This is a genomic window from Haloferula luteola (genome assembly GCF_014201715.1).
Classification (GTDB): Bacteria; Verrucomicrobiota; Verrucomicrobiia; order Verrucomicrobiales; family Akkermansiaceae; genus Haloferula; species Haloferula luteola.
The window spans coordinates 165,081-185,363 of the sequence record NZ_JACHFD010000009.1 but is presented as its reverse complement, the minus strand read 5'-3'; the positions used below and the strand labels follow the sequence as shown (position 1 = coordinate 185,363).

The window sequence follows — 20,283 nt, the reverse complement described above, 5'->3', positions numbered from 1 at the left end:
CGACGCAGCTTACGCGATGGCGGAATGGCCTCGTCATGAGGTTGGCCTAACACTTCTGGAGCGGAGTGTGCATGCTTTCCCCCCCGAGGTCGCACTCCACCTCGGGATCATGAAGAAGGTAAGGACCACTCAACGTTGGATTCAATTCTTCGACGCCTGTGCGATTGCCTTCGTGATCGCCGCCGCTGCCACCATTGCCTTCATCGTTTTTGCCGCTTTCCGGCATCAGTTCCCCAATCGCCCGGCTCTGGTTCTCGCAGCCTTTCTCCTCGCCGCTATCGTGTCGTGGACGGCATCCAACCTCATCGCATGGATCACCCCCCCGCGGCCTCACTCGGAATCGGAGCCCCCATCCGGCGATCCCTAGGCCCCTCCTCATCCGCCCTCCAAGCGCCCGAAGAGACCTCGTGTATCTTCTTAAGTATCCCTTCTTGATCGTCGAGTTTCTCCGCGTGATTCACCCGCCGACTCCTTCCGGTCTGGAATCTGCTGCGCCGATACCTGCTGAACGCAGAACCCACCCTCTGGCCCCCACGGCACCCTCAAAGCGTGCCTGCATCTGATTCAGCATCTGAAAGTTCCATATTTCACCTCCTAGTTCCACTTTGCGGAGATGGACGAATGCGACATCCCCGCTCCACCACCCTCATGTCACCCATCCTTTCCCCCGCACCCTCCCTCGGCGCCAACCCCTCCTCCGAAAAAAGGCGGAGAACGCTTTTTTGCGCCCTCACCATGGCGGCGTTAGACCCCGCCGTGCTTTGTGATGCCGAACGTTGCGTGACCGAGGGCCTCTTTGAAGATGCATGGGTCATCTTGGAAAACCTTCCCCCAGAGACGACCTCGTCCATGGAGGCCGACCGCCTGAGGCTTCGCTGCTGCTCGGAATTGGAAGCGTGGAAAGCCGGGATCGAGATCGCTTCCACCTTCGCCACCCACGCGGACCCCATCGAGCGCGAAGCGGCAGCAGAGTTCTTCATCGCTTTGGCCAACTTCCTCAATTCCGGCGGACAGGCCTGATCATCCGATTCCGACCCCACGATCGGCATCGCTCCGGCTCATCGAGCGGCTCCACGGAGACATTGAAGTGGTCCCCCTTGGGGAGGAACCTGGATGCGGCGAGTGGAGCGAGGCACGAGCGCAACGGAGACACTCCGCATTACCCCGCGCACGTCACAAGACCCCGCAGGACAAGCAGCACCCGTGACGGCACTCCAGCGGCATGTTTACCGGCGCGGAGCCTGGCTTCGTGGAGCGGATCTTTCATCGCCGGGGTCCGGGGAGACGCCCTTCAATTTTCATTACTTGAAAGTGCTCTCATCAGCTTAATAGCCCTCTCCCTCTCAGCCTCAAATCCTACATCCGCATGATGATAATTTGAATATCCAGCAAAAGCCGTTCTCAATCCATCCTTCGATAGGTCGAACTCCATAAATCCCACTGGCCTTGCCCCAATTTTATGGGACGCACTAATGTAACACTCACTCAAAATTGCACTCCCAACATCAGCTGAAGAGGATTGCGCCCTTCGTATCAATTTTTCTGTGAACTCACCTTCCTCATCCCCACTCAACAATCCAGCTCGAATCGACGAGTTCACAACCGCCGCCTCGACGAGAATGAAATCATGAAAAAACATTCCCGCCACCAGCGCACAGATCACGCTCAGAAGAAATATTCGAGCCTTCATTTCACACTTATAGTTCCATAAACACTTACCTGTGAGCCCATCGGTCGGTCAGGCCAATATGGAACGGAAACCAGCCACGAAGAAGAAACAGCAGCCGCCATTCTATTGTAGGTTCCGATTCGACCGTCGCTCGACCCGTTGTAACAGGTAACACAACCGAGCGATACGGATCCCAGATGAAGCCTAAAATTGCCACGTCCAAACGCTCCGCCTGCCATCGTATTGTGAGAAATTAAGTATTTCAGCCCCTTACCCCAACCCATCCACATTTTATAGCCATCGATCTGCTGATCTTTAGCATACAAAGCAATCCAAGTGCCTACGCCTGGCCCCCTTCGTCCTGGGGTTGGGTCGGGGACTAGATCGTAGTCACCTAGAGGAACCGCAGTGCCATTTTTCTCGAAGTCTGATTGCGAAAGATATTCGCCACCTGTGTCGGCGACAATCGAAAACTCACTAGATTTCCCGTCATGGAAAACTCGGATTTTGAGTTCAGCTTTTGCCGAATCGTAAGAACCCTCCACATCAAATATTCGTTTCAATGCGGCACCCTCCGCATTGAGCAAGTGCTGGAACGCCGCCGTGTAGGCTCCGTTTGCGAACTTTCCTCCGCCCACCACGGACGCCGTTCCTCCCAAGGCACCTGCGACAGCCGTTCGACCGACCACGCCAATCTCTGAGCCGATCGTCCCATCCGCTGCGGTCACATCAGCGATGCCAGGAACCCAACTTGACGCGGATCCCGCGGCTCCACCGAGAACCCCGTCTTGAAATCGGCCCCCCATTGCTTCCTGACTGAGGCCTCCAATGATCCCATGTCCCGCCACGTGCGCCGCTTTTAGCGCCGTTTGAGTTCCAAGTCCAGACGCCGATGTGGCCGCTTCTTGCAGAGGATGCAGCCAGCCCGCCGTCAGCGTCGCCGACACGAACCCGACAGCAACCCCTCGAAGGATGTCGCTCGTTGAAGCCCCCGCGGAAAGCTGGCTCGCAATGCTGTAGCCGGTCAGGGCCACGCTCGATAAACCCATGGCTAACGCGGTTCCAGCCGCCAGGCCTCCGATCCATGCGCCAAAGGCGAGGAAAGTTCCTGGTGCAGCGATGCCGATGACGGCTGCCCCTAACGCCCCCATTTCCTTGTTTAATAAAACATATGGCAGGGTCCGAAGGACGTTCCAGCATGCACCGTGAACATCCCGCCCGAAACCGCCCGTGCCCAAGGCCATCATGGGATCAAGGGAGCCGCCCACGGCGTGAAAGGAGGGCGACCGAAGCTCGATCTCACCGACGAAGCGCTCGCCGAACCCCGCCGCAAACAGCGCGAAGCCTACCGACGCCGCAAGGGCATCCAGGCCCGCGAGGCGAGTCAAAGCCGACCGGCTGGGCGGCAAAACACATCGCCATCTGGGGCAAGCCGCCGGGCGAGCCGCTCACCAGCGAGGAGTTCGCCGAGCGGGAGCCGATGTGGAGTGCCTGGGTCACCGGACGGGCGGGCGGCTGATCGACGCCGCAGCAAAAGGGCGCGAGGCTGTGAGTCCGCCTGCTCTCACTGTCGCCCGAAGCGCCTCCCCTCGAAGCACAGCTGCGGGTGGTGGGGCGGTTGGCCGGGGGCGCGGTGTGGAGTGAGAGACGCAACGCAATGTTAAAGTGCGAGGACTGACCCCTTCGCCATGTTAAAGTGCGAGGACTGACCCCTTCGCCAAGACCCCGCAGGACAAGCTGCCAACGTGACTGCACGCCAGCGGCATGTTGGGAGGTGCGGAGCCTGACTTCGTGGGGCGGAGTATTTCGAGGCGGGGTCCGGAGGGACTTCGCCTACATCAATCCCCGCCGCCTTAATTCGGCAACGACCTTGTCGTACCATTCCCTTTGTTCTTTTTCCTTCCCCAGCACGCGAATCGATCGATCGCCAAGCTGTTGGATGGACTCAGCGAGCGTTTGCCCCGCGTTTTTCTTGTCACCATCCGGTGTCATCAGGTGGTGCCGTTTCGACAAGTCCGCGCCCAATTCCATTAGCAGAAACACGATATCGTATTGCGTGTCATTCTTCGCCGCCATGATAGGTGTGAACCCGGCCTTATCTTGCCGATCAATGTCCGCGCCTCCCTTTGCCAAGATTTCGACGTTCTCAGAGCGTCGGTTGCGAATGGCTGTAAAAATAATCGTTTTCCCCGGAAGAAGATCTGGCGCATTCGGATTCCCACCGTGTTGCAAGGCCAATCTCAAATAGTCCGGGTCTTCGGAGAGCGCCGCGAACTGCATGACCGACTGCCCGTCATTGTTCCATGCGACTTTCTTCGTCTGAAAATTCGGATTAGCTCCCTTTTCAAGCAATCTCTTGAAGCTTTCCTTTTGCTGCTTCGAAAACGCCCAGGCGAGAGGGGTCATCTCTTCCCGACCAATCCCATTAGCGTCAGCCCCCTTCGCTAGCGCAGCGTCGATCCCGCGGATGTCGTTTCTCGCGGTCGCTTGTGCCAGCTCCACCTGTACAGGATTCTCGAAATAATTTTCAGCCTTCATGCCCTTCAATGAGATCGAAGCGGATTGCTGCGAGCTACACGCCAGAATGGCGCTTGCCCAAACTGCTACGAGTAGCAAATCAAATTTCATTGGATCTAACGTTGGGTGAACTGCCTGATGAAGTGCCTGTTTATTGGCCCCCCGGTTCCTGAGAAAGGAACGCGGGACCCCGCTGCATTCGGCAACGGACTGAAATCTTGACCCACGCTCAATATATCCCCTCGAATGAAGTTCGCTGTAATCAACCCTGGGCTTCCACGATAAGTTCCGCTCACCCCAGCAGAATTGAAAGTGATCGCGCACCCTCCAGTCGCACCAGCGGCCGCGCTTGCAAGCCCGCCGCCCAAAGAGTGACCTACGAACGTCACATTTCCGCCGGTCCTCTGGTATACTTCCGCGGCCAGCAAAACCGCTTGCTCGTATTGGCTGGTTCTAAACCCAAACGCTTGGAGCACATTCGCCTTCCAGTCCCCAAGTGAAAAGAAGTTGGTTCCTCGGAAAGCTAACACGTAGCCGCCTTTTGCGTCGCCATAAAGCGCAGCACCAAAGCCATCAACGTTATCCTGATACCCTATCCCGAGCTCCGAGAGAGCCCCTCCATCTCGGGTGGTATACGCAGATTCCGAATATCGAGCAGCTTCGGCATCGAACGAGTTTTCGCTTCGTCTGGAGAACGACCCTCCCTCGCTGAGCAAATGCTGGAACGCCGCCGTGTAAGCGCCGTTTGCGAACTTTCCTCCGCCCACCACGGACGCCGTTCCTCCCAAGGCACCTGCGACGGCCGTTCGACCGACCACGCCAATCTCTGAGCCGATCGTACCATCCGCTGCGGTCACATCAGCGATGCCAGGAACCCAACTTGACGCGGCTCCCGCGGCTCCACCGAGAACCCCGTCTTGAAATCGGCCCCCCATTGCTTCCTGACTGAGGCCTCCAATGATCCCATGTCCCGCCACGTGCGCCGCTTTTAGCGCCGTTTGAGTTCCAAGTCCAGACGCCGATGTGGCCGCTTCTTGCAGAGGATGCAGCCAGCCCGCCGTCAGCGTCGCCGACACGAACCCGACAGCAACCCCTCGAAGGATGTCGCTCGTTGAAGCCCCCGCGGAAAGCTGGCTCGCAATGCTGTAGCCGGTCAGGGCCACGCTCGATAAACCCATGGCCAACGCGGTTCCAGCCGCCATGCCTCCGATCCATGCGCCAAAGGCGAGGAAAGTTCCTGGTGCAGCGATGCCGATGACGGCTGCCCCTAGCGCCCCTAGGAGCCCGCCAGTAAAGTAACCGGTCGCAACAAAAGCACCATAGGCCGTGAGAACGTTGGCAATCGCTGTCACGGCCCAGACCACAGCCGCAATGATGAGATCGATGAAATGGCCCGTGCTGTCCGTATGACTCAACGGATTGTTCAGCACGTAGCTGTAACGATTGAAATTCTGGCTGAATTCGGGAACTTGAACGTAGGGATCGGGGCTGAGGAAGCGGCCTAGTTCAGGGTCGTAGATGCGGCCGTTCATATGAACGAGGCCGAAATCATCGAGCATTTCGTGGCCCGTGAAACCCCGATTGACATCCGCAGCACTGGTGCTTTGGGAGCCATTCCAAGTCGTTCTGAGATCCTGCCAGGTGGCACCGTGCCGGCGTTCGCCCCAAGCGTCAAAAGATTGCCTCTCGCCGCTCGGTTCCGTCGTGGCGGTTTTCCAGGAATGGGTTGAGGGATTCCAGTCAGCCCGAATGATGGTATCGGTGCTCCCCACGTGATCGGTGAGTACGACGGCGAGTCGGGTCATCGATGAACTCGACTCCTCATAGGTGAGCAAGGCGGAACCGAATCGGTGGCGATGGAGCGTTTTGAAAACTCCCATCCCAGGTTCTCCCGGGGTATCCGTACTCCATGCTTCCTCCTCATAGTTGCCGAGGTAGCGTGTATCGACGACGGCCTCTTCATTGCTGGAAAAGGTGCGCGTGAGGAGCTGGCGTGTACGCTGACCTGAAGCATCAAACTCAAACGTCGCCCGGGTGGTCGAAGGAAAGAACTTCGTCCATGGAGCGATGCCGGCAATGGCGGGTGCGAGGTCGCCGGTCGCACTGAAAGTAAGAATGGCGGGTGCCGAGGTCTTGGTAACGCTCTGGAGTTGGTCAAAGGAGGTCCACTGAAGGGCGGTTTGGCCCTCAAGTGTGCCGCTGTAGGTCATCTGAGTAACACGGCCCGCCGAATCGTAGGTGTGACTGCGAGTTCGGCCTTTGAGGTGCGCCGTGGTGACCCGGTAGGCCTGGTAGGAATGAGTGGGGGTTGCGCTGCTGCCAAGGGTCTCGTCCCCTTTCCGGGTGAGATTGCCACGTGGGTCGTACCCATAGGTGCGCGTGGCGGTGGCTCCCCCAGTCGTGAGATGGGAAGCGGTGAGGCGGTCGAGATTGTCGTAAGCAAAGGTTTCGCTTTTCCCATCGCGCAGGTCTTTGCGTTGGGTGAGGTTGCCGTGGATGTCCCAGGTGTAGATGTGGTGCTGGAGATCTTTACCGAGACCGTGGGTGTGAACTTCAAGGAGGTGTCCGTTGTCGGGGTGAGTCCAAGTTTCACGGATCACTCCATGGGCCAGCTGCTCAGTCGTGTGGAGGCGCCCTCCATCGAGTTGGACGTTGGGAGCGAGAGCAAGGAGAGTGCGCTGGGACCCGGTGGAGGGAGTGTAGAGAAGTTCACTACGCAGGGGAAAGGAGCCATAGACCGGGTCGTAAGTCTGACCGACCACAGCACCTCCCGCATCGGTGGTGAGGTGGGGTAGGCCGAGTGCGGTGTAGGAGGTAGCGACAGTGCGGAAAGACTCTCCTGATTTCTGTCGAATCCGGGAACGAGTCGTAAGCCCGTAGTCATGATCTTGGGAGCCATATGTGAAGGCTTCGTAGTAGCCGGAAGGTCCCGTGATGACGGCGAGCTTGCCACGGTTGGGACTGACGGACCGATAGAAATACTGGAAGACTCCTTCGGGGCGAGTCACTCGAGAGATGCGTCCAAGGCTATCATAGACAGTGCTCGTCGTTTGCCCCAGAGGATTTCTTTGGGTCAGGACCTCACCAAAGCCATTGTAGGTGCCATGGCGAGTACCAGCACTGAGATCGGACACCTGGGTTTTATTTCCAAATTGATCGTAGGTGTTCGTAAGCTGCGTCTGTCCGTTGATGCGAACCGAGAGAAGACGGTTTTCAACATCGTGAAGAAACTCCGTCGTCAGTCCGGAGGCATCCGTGGTCTGCCGTAGCCTCCCGTGCTGGTCCTCCCAGCGAGTTGAGGTCACCCCTTTGGGGTTGCGCGCGACCATGATCACCAGCGGATCGTTTGCGGTGCCGCCGCGACTCACTGAGAGCAATCCGCTTCGAGCCCCATCGGGGGCTTGCGTTGCGATTCTCCGATCAAGGAAATCATAGAGATAGCGGGTGGCACTGATGTGCTCCACTCCTCCCTCGGGTCGGATCCGCAGCGGCTGGGATTCTTCGGTCACGCGACCACGGCCGTCGAAAAGACGGTAGGTGAATCGGAATTCGAAGGCGAGCGGTTCCGCGGACACCATCACGGTCCCGCGGGTGGCAACTTCGCGACCTAAAGAATCAAACCAAACGATGGCCGGCGGTTTGCCCGATTCCTCCGCCATGCGGGCCCATTGGACATCCATATGGCAGGCTTCGAGTTTTTCCCGAATCGCCCCTGGCAGGTCCGCATTGGTGGCAAAACGGGTAATCTCTGCGGAACGCGTGCCGTTGGGATGATGGGTTGCGATCTGAGTACCAAATCCATCGTAGGTGAAAGTCGTGGTCCGCCCATCCATGTCCGTCGTCGCCAACAGGAGTGCCTGAGCCGGCGAGTAGTGATGGGATAGGGTCCCGAGCGGAGTGGTCTCGGAAATGACGAAGCGCCCATTGGGATCATAAGCCACCTCACTCCATCGACTCTGGCCACTGGCCGTCACCGTCGTCCGGATCACGTTGCCGAAGAGATCGTGGGTGTAGGTGGTGGTGGTCGAGAGCGGGTGCCCCGGCTCGACCACCTCTGAGGTTAGCAAACCTGCCGTGTTGTAGGCGAAAGCGCTGGTTTTGCTGCGGGTTCCTGAAGCACTCGATTGGATGACCGTGGTGCTTTTTAGACGCCCGAGAATCCACTGCCCTCCAGTATCGGCATGCTCGTACTCACTGCGGGTGCTTGTCGCCGAACCATCCAAAGAGGTGACAAGCGAGCTCTCCACAAAGCCGTAGGCATCCACCGAATTCTGGATGGTGGTGACCTGAGATAGCAAAGTGCCGGCATCATCCATATCGAACTTCTGGGAGACCGAGCTGAGTTGGAAGGGACGACGGATTGCCACCGGCCCCGTTTCGTTGGAAGCGGCGCCCCCCACCCGTTCCGCATAGGCATTCACCTCCCGGCCCACCAATTTCACACCTGACGAGACCCCGACAAAGGGACTTGGCCAGGCCCAGGCGGTGAATTCGTCAAAATCAGAGGGAACCACTGCAAAGGTTTCGACCGTTTCAGGACTACCTGCGAAAGGAAACTCCTGCCGGAATCGAGTCCGAGTGAAACCCCGGCACGCCGGCTGATCCTCCTGCCCCGCCACGGCATATTCGTCGAAAACCTCGATCCATCCGAAGCCAAGCGAAGTCTGATGAATGCGGTCAAAACGAAGATCCCCGTAATGCCGCCGTGCACCCTTGATTCCTCCCTGCCCATCGGGCTCCAGCAAGCGCGTAACCACGTAGCCTCCCGCATTCAGTGCGATCTGACCCTCCTGCAAGGCTCCATCGAATGCCGCATCATGAGGAGCGTAGCCGGGCCGGTTCGTGCCATACAAAGGCGTGGGATCATTGAGTCGTGTATATTCGATCCCGAGGTGTTTGCCGAAGCCATCCGTCACTCCCTCGATCAGTTCCGGCCCACGGAGGTTGATGAACACTCGTGGGGACGAAGTGTGGAGCGCAGCCACGAAATCCACGATACCATCGCCATTGACCTCCATGAATCGCCCCGAAGGAACCCCGTAGTATTCCGCCGACGTGCTTGCATAGATCGGCAAGGGAGCACCGACCGCACGCAGATTGACGGTGGAGCCACTGGAAGCGAGCCCAGCCACACTCTGACCCGTGGCCCAGAAGGGTTCGTTCTTCACATTCCACCACCCACTTCCGGTATTCAAATAGGCGGTATTGCTTGAGAAGCCGGGAAAGGTCAAATCGGCCAAGCCATCGGCGTTCAAATCATAGAACTGCCCGAACGCGTAGTCCTTCTCATATTTGTCCGTCCAGGTGAATGAGCCCGGGATTCCCCAAGGTCCGTCTTTGGATGATCCAACATGGTCCCAACCCACTCCAGTGGCCAGATAGACATTCGTCGGAGCATTGTAGTTTTGGTGCGACCAATCGTTGATCACATCCATCATGCCGTCGCCATTCAAGTCGAGCATCCGCGTGCCCAGATCGCTTTCATCCCAGTGCGAGTAGTTGAAAGGGAAACACAATTCTCTGCGCGGATCCCGGGCCAGCACCTCCTCCCAACCCTCGCCCGTATTCAGGAAAAGCTCCTTCCCCGATCCATACACCGCATCCACAAGATCCACGAGGCCATCGGCATTCACATCCAGAAACCGCGGCGACGATCGCTTTTCGGTGACTTGCTTGGGCAAATCATAGGCTTCTGCACGAACCCACCCCTCACCACGGTGATGACGATTGAGCCAGACGACGGATTTCCGGCCAGCCGCGGGTTTGATCACCGTGCCAGTCGCGGGCTCAAGCATTCTCCCATAGTCCGTATCTGTCGCCGAGAAATCCACAAACCCATCCCCATCCAGATCGATGAAACGGAAGTCCTTGAATCGCCCATACGACACCAGGTTGTCCGACCGAAAAGGGAGCTGCCAACTTGGGTTCACCTCCCAGGAGGCTCCGTCCCAATTCGCGAATCCATGATCATTGAACCACCTTCCATTGGCTCGGGTGATGTGCAGCGGAACCGCGAGTTCCGCCCGACCATCCCCATCGAGATCTGTCGGCCTCGCCATCCAACCTGCCCGCAGCGCCGTCGAGTCATCATAGGCATTGCGGATATCCGTCAGCACCGGAATCTCCTCCGGCGGGGATGGAAGGAAGTGAAACCCGTCCGATCCCCCCGTGAGCACCATTCCATGCCTCTTCAGTAGATATTCTGGATTCGTTCCATCTGCGTCGTAGTACAATTGGTGGATCCATTCCGCGCCCCCGTCCGCATCCAGATCGGTCTGCAGAAAGCCCACATCCGCTCCCGCGGTCGTCCCCATCATCTGCGGGAGTTCGATTCCAACTTTAAAGTCCAGCGCCTGAGCTTCGGCCTCATGCCCCGCTTCGAAGACCCGAATATTTCGGAACTCCGACATCCCTGCCCCGTCGCTCAAATCCACGTCGTCATTCACCAGCACCAACTGGTGCGCCGTGTAGGCCCCCGTCGTTGCACCTGGTGAAAAGCTGATCGATTTCCAACTTCCGACGTCTCCGGTTCCATACACTGCCTGAGACTGGAGAACCGGCTTCGGCCCCGTCCCGGAACCCACAATCCGGTTCAATCGTGTCGGATTCGAAGCCTCTGTGTTCTCGTCGAGACCGATCATCGCGTGGCTCGGAAGAACTTCCGATCGGTATTCCAACACGATCCGCGTGGCGTCGGTGACCGCATACTCAAATGGAATCGCCCGCCACGCACATCCCGACAATCGCAGTTCCGAGGCATCGTCATCATCCACCGCCAGGAACCCATACATCTGCTTCCTGGAGTCCAAACCACTCGCATATTCACTGACACTCCCATTTGAGACCTCTCGCCATTTCTCATCCTGATGCCCCACCGTCCTCCACTGAAACGTCGTGGCCGGTATCCTCATTCCCCCCACCACCTTTTCCACCGCTACCAGGAGCGAGCGTCCCGTCTGCTCACTTGCCTCATAGTGCAGATCATAACGATGATTCTCGAATCCGCCGGTCGCCACGACCACGGACTTCAACCGGCAATCAAAACTTTGCCGAATGCCTGCTGTATAGAAGGTCCGCACATCCGGGCGCGATTCGAACTCAAACCGCACCGATGCATAGGGACTCCGGTCTCCTGACCCCGCCACTCCTCGGTGTCCGGTGAAATCGACACGATTCACCCTCTGGTTGATGACCTCCCCTGCGGCCGACTCGTCCCGCGCATAACTCACCGCATAGTAATTTCCCAGGGTATCCGAAACATCATTCACGGACCAAGACAAGACTCCCTTCTCCCCCTCCACCCGGGCATCCTCAGTTTTCCCCAACTCCAGTACCAATCCCGTCTTTGTCTGGATCTGCCACCACTCTGGCCCTCCCCCCCGTTGGCCCATTGCCACGATCCGCGCAAAGGAATCCACCTCTGTCCGGTATTCCGAACCCGCCGCACCATAGACACCGTCGACACACACCAGCCTCTCCCCATTGAAAAAGAATCGGTCATTTTCATCGAAATCCACGCCATCCACCAAACCATCCTTCGCCATCGTCGCCGCGCCTCGGGTGATCTGCTGGAATCCGGTCATCGACCACCCCAGCCCCGCCATGCCATTCATTCCATTGCTCGAATAGTCCAAGGACAACTTCGGCTCCATGCCCGCCGTCCCCTTGGGCACATCAATCGGAATCGAGTAAGCTGCCGAGCCATCTCCTGCCACCGTCAGCGCCCCTTTCAAGGCACCCACTGGCTGATGTCCCCCCAGAATGGTCAAGGGAGGGACGACTCCCGGTGCCGGAGCCCGCAACCAACCCCGCACGGTCGTACCCTGCGCCCCACTCTCAGGCCACAACGACTCCAGATACTCATCCAGCCAGGACTTCGCTGCCCCCGGCCGCAGCTCATCCCGATCGTACACCAAGGGATTCGAGCCATGTGCGACCTCCCAATCATCCGCTAAGCCGTCTTGATCTGCGTCCGCATAGAGCATGTTTTCCCCATCCACCGAAACATCGTCCACCAGCAGGTCACCGCTCTCACTCCCGTAAAAGTCCAGAGCTTGGAGAATCGCTCCCCGACCCTCAAACCCCAAGTTCACTGCCACCAACTTTCCATCCATAAACAGATCCCACACCCGCCGGTTCAGATCCTGCCGCAAGGTCACCCGCACATACTCGAATGCCACCTGTGTCTCTGGATCGTAGGCAAATCGCGGCCCGGCGACCCACCATTCCTCCGCATCGGTCGAATCGTCATTTCCGTGATACACCCACACCTCACCCAGCCCTGGCTCATCCGATGCCTGAAATGCCAACTGACTGCCATTGCTGTGGAAATTGGCCAAGCTCCCCCCTGGGTTGGCTACTGGCCGGATCTTAAAATCGATGAACGCGACCGATTCTTCCCCACTCCAATCGATCACCCGACGAAGGTGGGTTCCTTGAAATCCGTCGTCCTGCCGCAATTGGACGGCCTGGCCGCTGCCTCCCACGCCGTCTGGAACCACCGTAGCCTCTCCAGAAACCAGATCCCACCCCGTCATCCGGCCGGATTCAAAATGATGCCGAGCATCCACCACCTCTAAAAGATGATACTCGGGTTCTTCAAAATCGATCGGCTCCAGATAAGCCAACACCTGCGTCCCCAGCAAAGCCATCCATGCCACACTTGCACCCGCAATTTTTAACACGCTGACCATAAACGAACGCCTAATCGGACACCCACCCATTCCTAAACTTCTTTTTTTCAAGGACTCCTGTTTTTATTTTAATTTTCTTAAAGACCTTCTCTTCTTTCATTAGATTTCCGTAGTTTTGACATCTCATTTCTTTTCCTGGGAATTCAATCGTCCACTTTTTTGAACTCCTTAGTTTTCCTAACCAAATCACAAATAATGACCTGCGAAGACTGCCCCGTCATCATCTCACCTTGGAGGCCCTTTACTCCTTGGTCCCCTTGAGAGTCGAGAGGTGAGCCCCATCGGTTCTTAAGCCCACCCTGTGAGCCCACCCTGAAAAGCCGCCCCTTGATGGGATGAACCTCCCCTCTATTCCCCCCACCAATAGGGAGTTGCGCATCTTCGAACCCTGCGGCTAGGTTTCATGATCCCCATGGAGAACCCAGAACCTCCATGGAAATCAGGGGAACCCATTCTCTTGACGGATCGCTGGCGCCTTACGAGCGCGGGCTTCCACCCCGCACATCTCAGAAAACCCATATGCCTTCCTCTCCCAACCCATTCTCTTCGCCTTCCAGAGGAAACGTTTCCTCAATCTTCTTGAAGCCTCGCCTCGCAGTAGGTGTGAGAGTCGGGTTCAGCCTCACGCTCGCAGCCTCAGCTCAGCTTCCGTCGGGCAATTGGCAGTATGCATGGGGCGATGACTTTTCAGGAAAATCGGTCGATGCTACCAAGTGGAATGTCGCCTCTCCCGGCTGGACCATGCCCAATAGCCTTTCATCGGCCGCAGCCGAGAAAGTTCGTATGGTCGATGGACAACTGATCCTTGATGCCACCCGGACCAGCACCAGCGGCACCGCTCAGTTTTCGTCGGGATCCGTCTCCACCTATGGGCTCAAGAACTTCAATGGCGGCTATCTCGAGGCACGCATCTGGCTCCCCGACACACCCGGTTCCTGGCCTGCATTCTGGGGTCTGTATGACGGGTGGCCGCCGGAAATGGACATCATGGAGTATCCGATCGATACGGCTGCCGGCAGCGGATATGCACAGGACGAATACCATACGGCATTTCACTACACCAATAGTAGCGGGTCCGCTGCAGCTGGAGCCGGAAAGGTCAATCCATCCTCTGCGGGGGATCTTGGGGGTGCCTGGCACCATTTCGGTGCCCACTGGGTGGAAGACAGCTCGGTTACATTCTACTTCGACGGTCAGGCCGTCAGCTCGTTCAACAGTGCTGCGGACGTCGCCGAAATGGTGTCGATGTACCTGATCCTCGACTACGCGGTCGGCGGATGGCCGGGAACCCCTAGCACCACCGAATGGCCTTTAGGTTTCTCCGATCAGACCCGAGTGGACTGGGTCCGCGTGTGGCAGGCAGCCAATTCAAAGACCAGCAACTGGGCCGCTACCGGCACGGACAGCTATCAATTGTGGGACAGCGCCGCCAACTGGACCCAAGGAATTCCCAACTTGGGCGGGGTGACATCATCATTTGGCACGGTTCCCGGAGCCGCAGAGCACCGAATCGATTGGAGCGGGAGCCGCTCGCTGAGCGTGATTCAACTCGATGGCACCACGCGATATCGTTTCGGCTGGCCCAATGATCGCTTGATTTTGGGATTCGGGGACGGTGGAGCCATTCAGCCCGCCATCACGGTTGCCGCCACCACCACCCAATCCCATCAGGTGGATGGAGTGCTCGAATGGTCCGGAGATCTTACCCTCTTCAATGCCTCCACCCAGCCGCTCGTGATTGCCGGTCAGGCTCTCGGAGGAAATGGAATCACGATCAACGGCAGCAGCCTCAACAACGCCGTCGACGACAGCACCGGCCTGGTCATCTTTGAAGGAGCCAACACCTTTAGCGGCACGACCACTCTTGATTCCGGAACGGCGGGAAATGCTGTGGCCCGTGCTCGTGGTGATCACTCCTTAGGATATGGCCAGGTCGTCATCGGTCCCGTGGGCAACAACACCACTGCCCGCCTGGAGCTCGAAAATGACTGCCTGCTTCCCAACCCTCTTATCCTTGGAGGCCGCCCAACTTCTAACCCTTCTGTTGGCATTCGAAATCAAAGTGGCACCAACACCCTCTCGGGGACTTTGACCGGCCAGTTCGGAGGCTCCGAATTCCGTCTGGAATCCACCGCTGGTGAACTCCGCATGCACGGAGATCCAGCCGTCACTTTCACCGCCACTGGGACTCGCCATTTGATTCTTCAAGGCAGCGGGGATGGACTCATGGGAGGAGGCCTCGAAAATGGCAGTGCCACCACCGTGAATCTCCTCAAATCCGGAAGCGGCCGCTGGACCCTCGCGGGAGATTGCCAATTCACGGGAACGACCACAGTCGACGAAGGCACGCTCGTGGTTGAGGGCCAAACCGGAAGTGGCGCGACTCAGCTCGCCACGGGAACCACCCTCGCGGGAGGAGGAACTGTGCAGGGATCTCTCCAAGCCTCGCCTGGTTCCACCATTCGAGTGGGAGCGATCGGATTCGCACCCGCCTTCGAAACCATCGATGATTTCAACAGCTACCCCACTGGCGACATTGGGGCGGTGCCGAACTCAACGGGCGATGTGTGGACCGGCGTCTTCAATGGAACCGCCAACGCCGATATCGTCAGCGAATCCGGCAACCTCTCCCTTGCCGTCCAAGGCACCAACGCGGCCAATGGATGGCGGGGGGCCGTCAGCGACCTGAAGAACGCCCACTCTCGCGACTTCAGTCTCGCGGATGGGAAAACCGGTACCTACTTCTTCCGGGTCAAAAGCGCGAACCCGTCCACCACTGACTTCATCTTCGGACTCACCGAACAACCCGCATCGACCACCAGCGCACCTGGCAACGACATCGCCGATCCATGGAACGAGTATGCCATCACTCTCTCCATCGCCAACGGTCAGCTGCGCGGATACAGCGAAGGTTCAGGCGATGTCGCCGCCACAAGCCTCGCCGCCAATCAATGGCTCAACGTCTGGGTGATCGTGGACAACAGCTCCAAGACTTACCAAATCGCCACCTCTTTGGGCACAGCTGATGGCACTCTCGCCTCATCCACCTTCGCCTTCGGCCGACACACCGGAGCCACCGTTGGAAGTCAATCGCTCGTGACCTTCGGTGCTCACGAGCGAGTCAATGTCCTTGGGCAAATCGATGATCTCTCGTTCGCCTCCGGTGTGGTGCTCGCCAACCCCCTGGCCGCGGTCGCTCCGGTCGTCGCCTCTACCCTCACTGTGCAGGGCTCCATGGATCTACCGCTCGGAGCCACTTTGCAGCTCGACCTCGGGAGCCCGAACCAACACGACCGATTGGTCGTCGGCGGCTCGCTCCAAGCTTCAGGAAAATTGGAAGTCGCATGGGATGCCTCCGCGGAGAGCCCCGCTGCGGGAGACCTCTACCCTCTGGTGGAAGCACCATCGAGCATACTGAATTTTGACAGCGTGGAGCTGCCTTCTCTTCCGGCGGATCTGGCTTGGGACACGTCCCGCCTTTCTGAAGGGATTCTCCAGGTCATCGAGGCACCCACAGGTTATGCCGCTTGGGCTGCTGAATTCGATTTCCCCGGGGGGAGTTCCGGGGCAGAGGCCGATCCCGATGGCGACCATCTCGCCAATGTGATCGAATGGCTGTTTGGCACCTCGCCGCTCCAAGCCAATACCCTTGAGCCCGCCCTCTGGGCCTCGCTCCAATCGGCCGATTCCCTAGCCTTGGAAGGAGGGGAGCCCTACCTCACCCTCACTGCCCGCATGCGCAAGGAACACCCGGGGTTCGTCGTCATTCCGGAGGGCAGTGGGGAGCTCGAAACTCTTGGAACTCCTGAGTCAGCGGCACGCGTTCATCCAGTGGGCGACCCGGTGGACGATGGCGATTTCGAGACTCGCACCTGGTATTACGAAATTCCCATCCCCTCCGCTCAGCACGGCTTCATGCGCCTGCGGATCGTCGAAGAATGACCCCACTCAGGGCTCGCGATTGATGACCTTACTCCCGCGAGCCACCACTTTCTCCATAAGCGCTTGGTTGGGATCCTGAAACGCCGGATCGTGACCCTTGGCGTAGTTAAAAAGATCCCGATGGAGGTACTCGTAATACTGCTCTCGCTCTTCCTTTTTCAGCCGGTACCAGACCGCGATGTTCAGGGTCCGAGTGACTTTCTGCATCATGGCCAGGGTCAACACCCTTCCCTTCCGGGCGCGTTGCACCTGTTTGTGGGTCAGTTGCTCGGGTGAAGCATCCACCATGTCGTGATTGCTCAGTCCCCAGGCTTCCATTAGGGCTTCCACCGGTTGGGGGCCCTTTTCTCGGATCGCATCGCTCTCGCTCATCGGTGAAGGCTTGGATTGATGAGAACTGACAAAGAAGCAAGCAAATGAGTCCGAAGCCCCTCAGCCGAGTTGGGTCTGGACCAGCACCTGGTAGGTTCCACCGGCCGACATCAACTCCTCGTGGGTGCCCTGCTCCACAACTCGGCCCTGATGGAGAACCAAAATGCAGTCCGCATTCCGGACCGTCGACAATCGATGCGCGATCACCAAGCTCGTCCGCCCCACCATCAGGCGATCCAGTGCCTCGTTCACCAAACGTTCGCTTTCCGCGTCCAATGCGCTGGTCGCTTCGTCAAGGAGCAGAATCCGTGGATCAGCAAGGATGGCACGGGCAATCGCAATGCGTTGACGTTGCCCCCCCGAAAGCTTGACCCCACGGGGCCCGACGACCGTTTCGTAGCCTTCTGGGCGGGTTTCAATGAATTCGTGGGCGTTGGCCAATTTCGCGGCTTCAACGATCTCATCACGGGTGGCGCCCGGGCGACCATACTCGATGTTCTCCAAGATGGTTCCCCCAAAAAGCATCACTTCCTGAGGAACCACTGCGATGCCTTCGCGCAATGCCTGGAGATCGAGCGACGAAGCATCGCATCCATCAAAGCTGATCCTGCCCTGTTCCGGTCGATAATAGCCAAGCAACAACGAAAACACCGTCGATTTCCCCGCGCCCGATGGCCCCACCAAGGCGATGCGCTGCCCGGGAGTGACCGCAAAATTGACCCCGGCAAGGACCGCTTGATCCGGGCGCGAAGGGTAGCGAAAGTGCACATTCTCGAAACTCACTGCGCCTCGGAGGGAGATGGGCTCCCCCCGACCGTCTCTCTCTGGCTTCAAGCCCATGATTTCCCGAAGGCGATCCGTCGCCCCCGTCATCGCTTGCATCTGAGAAACAATTTCCGGCATGGCCCCCAACGAGGCCCCTACAAACACGCTATAGAGGATGAATCCCGAGAACTGCTTCTCGGTCAGATCGCCCTCCACCATCATTCGAACTCCCAGCCACGTCACGCCAGCGATCGCTCCGAACATCACAAAAATCACGAAGGCCAGAAAGCTGGCGCGTGCCATCGCTCCGCGCAAAGTCACCTGATAGAACCGATCCAGTGAGCTTTGATAACGTTGCTCCTCGAACTCCTCGTTGGTGAATGCTTTGACGTCCGCAATCGCCTGCACGCTTTCCTCAATCACGGTTCCCGATTCTGCCAAGGCATCTTGAGCCGCCTTGGAATGCCCACGGACCTTCCGCCCGGCAATGGCGACTGCCAGCACCACAAACGGGATACTCGCCAACATTGCCAAGGAGAGCTTCCACGAGGTGACAAAAATCATCACCACCGAACCCACCAAGGTGACCGATTGGCGGGCCGCTTGCGGCAAGGTCGTCATCAACGTCTCCCGCACGGTGCCGAGATCGGCGGAGACTCGGTTGCTCAGCGCCCCGGACCGGTGCTCCTGAAAAAACGGCACGGGCAAACGCAGAAGATGACGAAAGAGATCTCGGCGCAGGTCATTGAGCGCAGCTTCTCCCGAACGAATGAACCCCTGCACTCGGAAGAACCCGATCATGGCTTGTACCGCCAAAACTCCGAGCAGGGTGAAAATCAGCCGATCGGCCTCGGCAATCACCGTGGCAGCCGGCACCCCTTCCCGCAATTTGGCCACGGTCCCTCCGAAGAGCTCCTTCATGAACCAGGGAAAGGCCAATGCAAGCCCCGCCGTCACGAACAGCGCCAGCAAGGAAGGCAGGAAAATTCTCCGATGCGGCTTCTGATAGCTCAGCACCCAACGCAATCCTCCCAAGGAGAACCGCGATCCCTTTTCCTCGTCGCTCGGCATTGCGGCGATGGGAGACGATCCCACCCCTTCCGTCAATGGCGCGGTCCCAGTTCGCTTGTCAGAAGATCCCGACTCTCCAACTCAATACGCGCAGAACCCGTCACAGACGAATTTCTGCCGTCTGGCTCGTGCTCAGTGCCCGAACCGGCCGGTCCTCGAACCGGGTCCGTCGATGAATCCCGCACAGCAGGCCGACCGACGCCAAGGTGAATACCAGATTCGTGCCACCGTAGCTGACGAAGGGCAGCGGCAATCCCGTATTCGGGAGCACGGCGGTCGTCACAGCAATGTTCACCATGGCCGGGACCACGATCACCGCCGTTAGCCCAAGCGCCAGGCATCGATTGAAAACGTTGGTCGATAAGGCAGCGATCCCGGTGCCGGAAACAGCAATGATCACATAGCAAAAAACGGTTCCGAGAGTCCCATAGAGACCAAGTTCTTCGCCAATATTCGGGAAAATGAAATCCGTATGGGCGTAGGGAAGATGACCGAATTTTTCAAAGCCATTGCCCAAGCCCTGCCCCCTCATGCCGCCATTGCCAAAGGCCAGCAACGCCCGCCATTGCTGAAGCCCCTTATCGAGCTGATGCACGGGATTCTCAAGATCGAGCCAAGCTTCAATTCGCGACCAACGGTTTTCATCGGTCCTCACCAACACCGCAAAGGCCGCGACTCCAAGCAACATGCTGGGAACGAGAAAGCGCAGCCTGACCCCCACTGTGAAGAGCACGGCCAAACCGGCAGCACCGATACCCACGGCGGTCCCCATATCCGTTTCCTTGAGAATCAATACAAAAGGTATCCCCAAGAGCAAGCTGGGCACCACGAAACCTTTCCAGAACGTCCGAATCTCTGTCTGCCACCGAGCAAACCAACCCGCAAGCGCCACCATCGTCACCGCTTTCGCGATTTCCGATGGCTGGAACTGCCCCATGCCAGGAAGCGCGATCCAACGCGCTTCGCCATTGATCTCCTTGCCGATCGGCTTCACGAAGCACAGGCCCAACAAAATGCAGGTCACCAAAAGGGCCCACGGCCAAAACTTTCGTAGCATCGCGGGCTCCACCATCGACAGACCGATGGCGGCGATCACTCCGACCCCCGCCATGGCACTCTGGCGCCAAAAAAAGTGGTAGGGCTCCTCCTGCCCGTTCACCCAGGCACTGGTACTCGCCAGCATGATCAATCCCAGCGCCACCAAGGCGGCCACTCCCGTGCATAGGAGAATGCTGAGAAGGCGATTCATTTCAG

At 58.3% G+C, this 20,283-nt stretch carries 10 protein-coding genes; 3 read left to right on the top strand and 7 right to left on the bottom strand.

Annotation, left to right across the window (positions count from 1 at the left end; all coding sequences use genetic code 11):
- The first annotated feature begins 109 nt into the window (after window positions 1-109).
- Both HNR46_RS10665 and HNR46_RS10660 read left to right on the top strand, forming a co-directional pair.
- Window positions 110-367 carry a hypothetical protein gene (locus HNR46_RS10665; protein WP_184018601.1) on the top strand — a complete coding sequence of 86 codons (258 nt, stop codon included), beginning with the start codon at window positions 110-112 and terminating at the stop codon, window positions 365-367.
- A 368-nt stretch (window positions 368-735) separates the two neighbouring features.
- Complete coding sequence (locus tag HNR46_RS10660; protein ID WP_184018599.1) at window positions 736-1,020, top strand: hypothetical protein; 285 nt, start codon at window positions 736-738, stop codon at window positions 1,018-1,020.
- 271 nt (window positions 1,021-1,291) lie between these two features.
- On the opposite strand, the gene HNR46_RS10655 is transcribed toward HNR46_RS10660, so the two are convergent.
- The 4 genes from HNR46_RS10655 to HNR46_RS10640 all read right to left on the bottom strand — a co-directional run bounded on the left by HNR46_RS10655 (window position 1,292) and on the right by HNR46_RS10640 (window position 12,870).
- Entirely contained in the window at window positions 1,292-1,690 is a 399-nt protein-coding gene (locus tag HNR46_RS10655; protein WP_184018597.1) for a hypothetical protein, read from the bottom strand.
- The gene (locus HNR46_RS10650; protein WP_184018595.1) at window positions 1,687-3,057 is read right to left on the bottom strand and encodes a hypothetical protein; all 1,371 of its coding nucleotides are present in this window, start codon (window positions 3,055-3,057) and stop codon (window positions 1,687-1,689) included. Before HNR46_RS10650 ends, HNR46_RS10655 begins: the two co-directional genes overlap by 4 nt.
- A 445-nt stretch (window positions 3,058-3,502) precedes the next feature.
- Window positions 3,503-4,297, bottom strand: coding sequence for an ankyrin repeat domain-containing protein (locus HNR46_RS10645; protein ID WP_184018593.1), 795 nt, complete (start codon window positions 4,295-4,297; stop codon window positions 3,503-3,505).
- A 5-nt stretch (window positions 4,298-4,302) separates the two neighbouring features.
- Window positions 4,303-12,870: a Tle-like phospholipase domain-containing protein gene (locus tag HNR46_RS10640; RefSeq protein ID WP_184018591.1), complete on the bottom strand. Its 8,568-nt coding sequence runs from the start codon at window positions 12,868-12,870 to the stop codon at window positions 4,303-4,305.
- A gap of 588 nt (window positions 12,871-13,458) precedes the next feature.
- Between HNR46_RS10640 and HNR46_RS10635 the strand changes: the two genes are divergently transcribed.
- Window positions 13,459-16,821, top strand: a complete 3,363-nt coding sequence (locus HNR46_RS10635) for an autotransporter-associated beta strand repeat-containing protein (protein ID WP_184018589.1) — start codon at window positions 13,459-13,461, stop codon at window positions 16,819-16,821.
- Window positions 16,822-16,827: 6 nt separating this feature from the next.
- On the opposite strand, the gene HNR46_RS10630 is transcribed toward HNR46_RS10635, so the two are convergent.
- The 3 genes from HNR46_RS10630 to HNR46_RS10620 form a co-directional block, all read right to left on the bottom strand.
- Window positions 16,828-17,193, bottom strand: coding sequence for a hypothetical protein (locus HNR46_RS10630; RefSeq protein ID WP_184018587.1), 366 nt, complete (start codon window positions 17,191-17,193; stop codon window positions 16,828-16,830).
- A gap of 60 nt (window positions 17,194-17,253) precedes the next feature.
- Complete coding sequence (locus tag HNR46_RS10625) at window positions 17,254-19,029, bottom strand: ABC transporter ATP-binding protein (protein ID WP_184018585.1); 1,776 nt, start codon at window positions 19,027-19,029, stop codon at window positions 17,254-17,256.
- Between the two features lie 100 nt (window positions 19,030-19,129).
- The gene (locus HNR46_RS10620; RefSeq protein ID WP_184018578.1) at window positions 19,130-20,278 is read right to left on the bottom strand and encodes an FtsW/RodA/SpoVE family cell cycle protein; all 1,149 of its coding nucleotides are present in this window, start codon (window positions 20,276-20,278) and stop codon (window positions 19,130-19,132) included.
- Window positions 20,279-20,283 lie beyond the last annotated feature (5 nt).

Excerpts from the sequence above, each read along its gene's own strand:
- HNR46_RS10665 (WP_184018601.1), top strand. The coding sequence starts at position 110 with ATGAAGAAGGTAAGGACCACTCAACGTTGGATTCAATTCTTCGACGCC.
- HNR46_RS10630 (WP_184018587.1), bottom strand. The coding sequence starts at position 17,193 with ATGAGCGAGAGCGATGCGATCCGAGAAAAGGGCCCCCAACCGGTGGAA.
- HNR46_RS10660 (WP_184018599.1), top strand. The coding sequence starts at position 736 with ATGGCGGCGTTAGACCCCGCCGTGCTTTGTGATGCCGAACGTTGCGTG.
- HNR46_RS10645 (WP_184018593.1), bottom strand. The coding sequence starts at position 4,297 with ATGAAATTTGATTTGCTACTCGTAGCAGTTTGGGCAAGCGCCATTCTG.
- HNR46_RS10620 (WP_184018578.1), bottom strand. The coding sequence starts at position 20,278 with ATGAATCGCCTTCTCAGCATTCTCCTATGCACGGGAGTGGCCGCCTTG.
- HNR46_RS10655 (WP_184018597.1), bottom strand. The coding sequence starts at position 1,690 with ATGAAGGCTCGAATATTTCTTCTGAGCGTGATCTGTGCGCTGGTGGCG.
- HNR46_RS10625 (WP_184018585.1), bottom strand. The coding sequence starts at position 19,029 with ATGCCGAGCGACGAGGAAAAGGGATCGCGGTTCTCCTTGGGAGGATTG.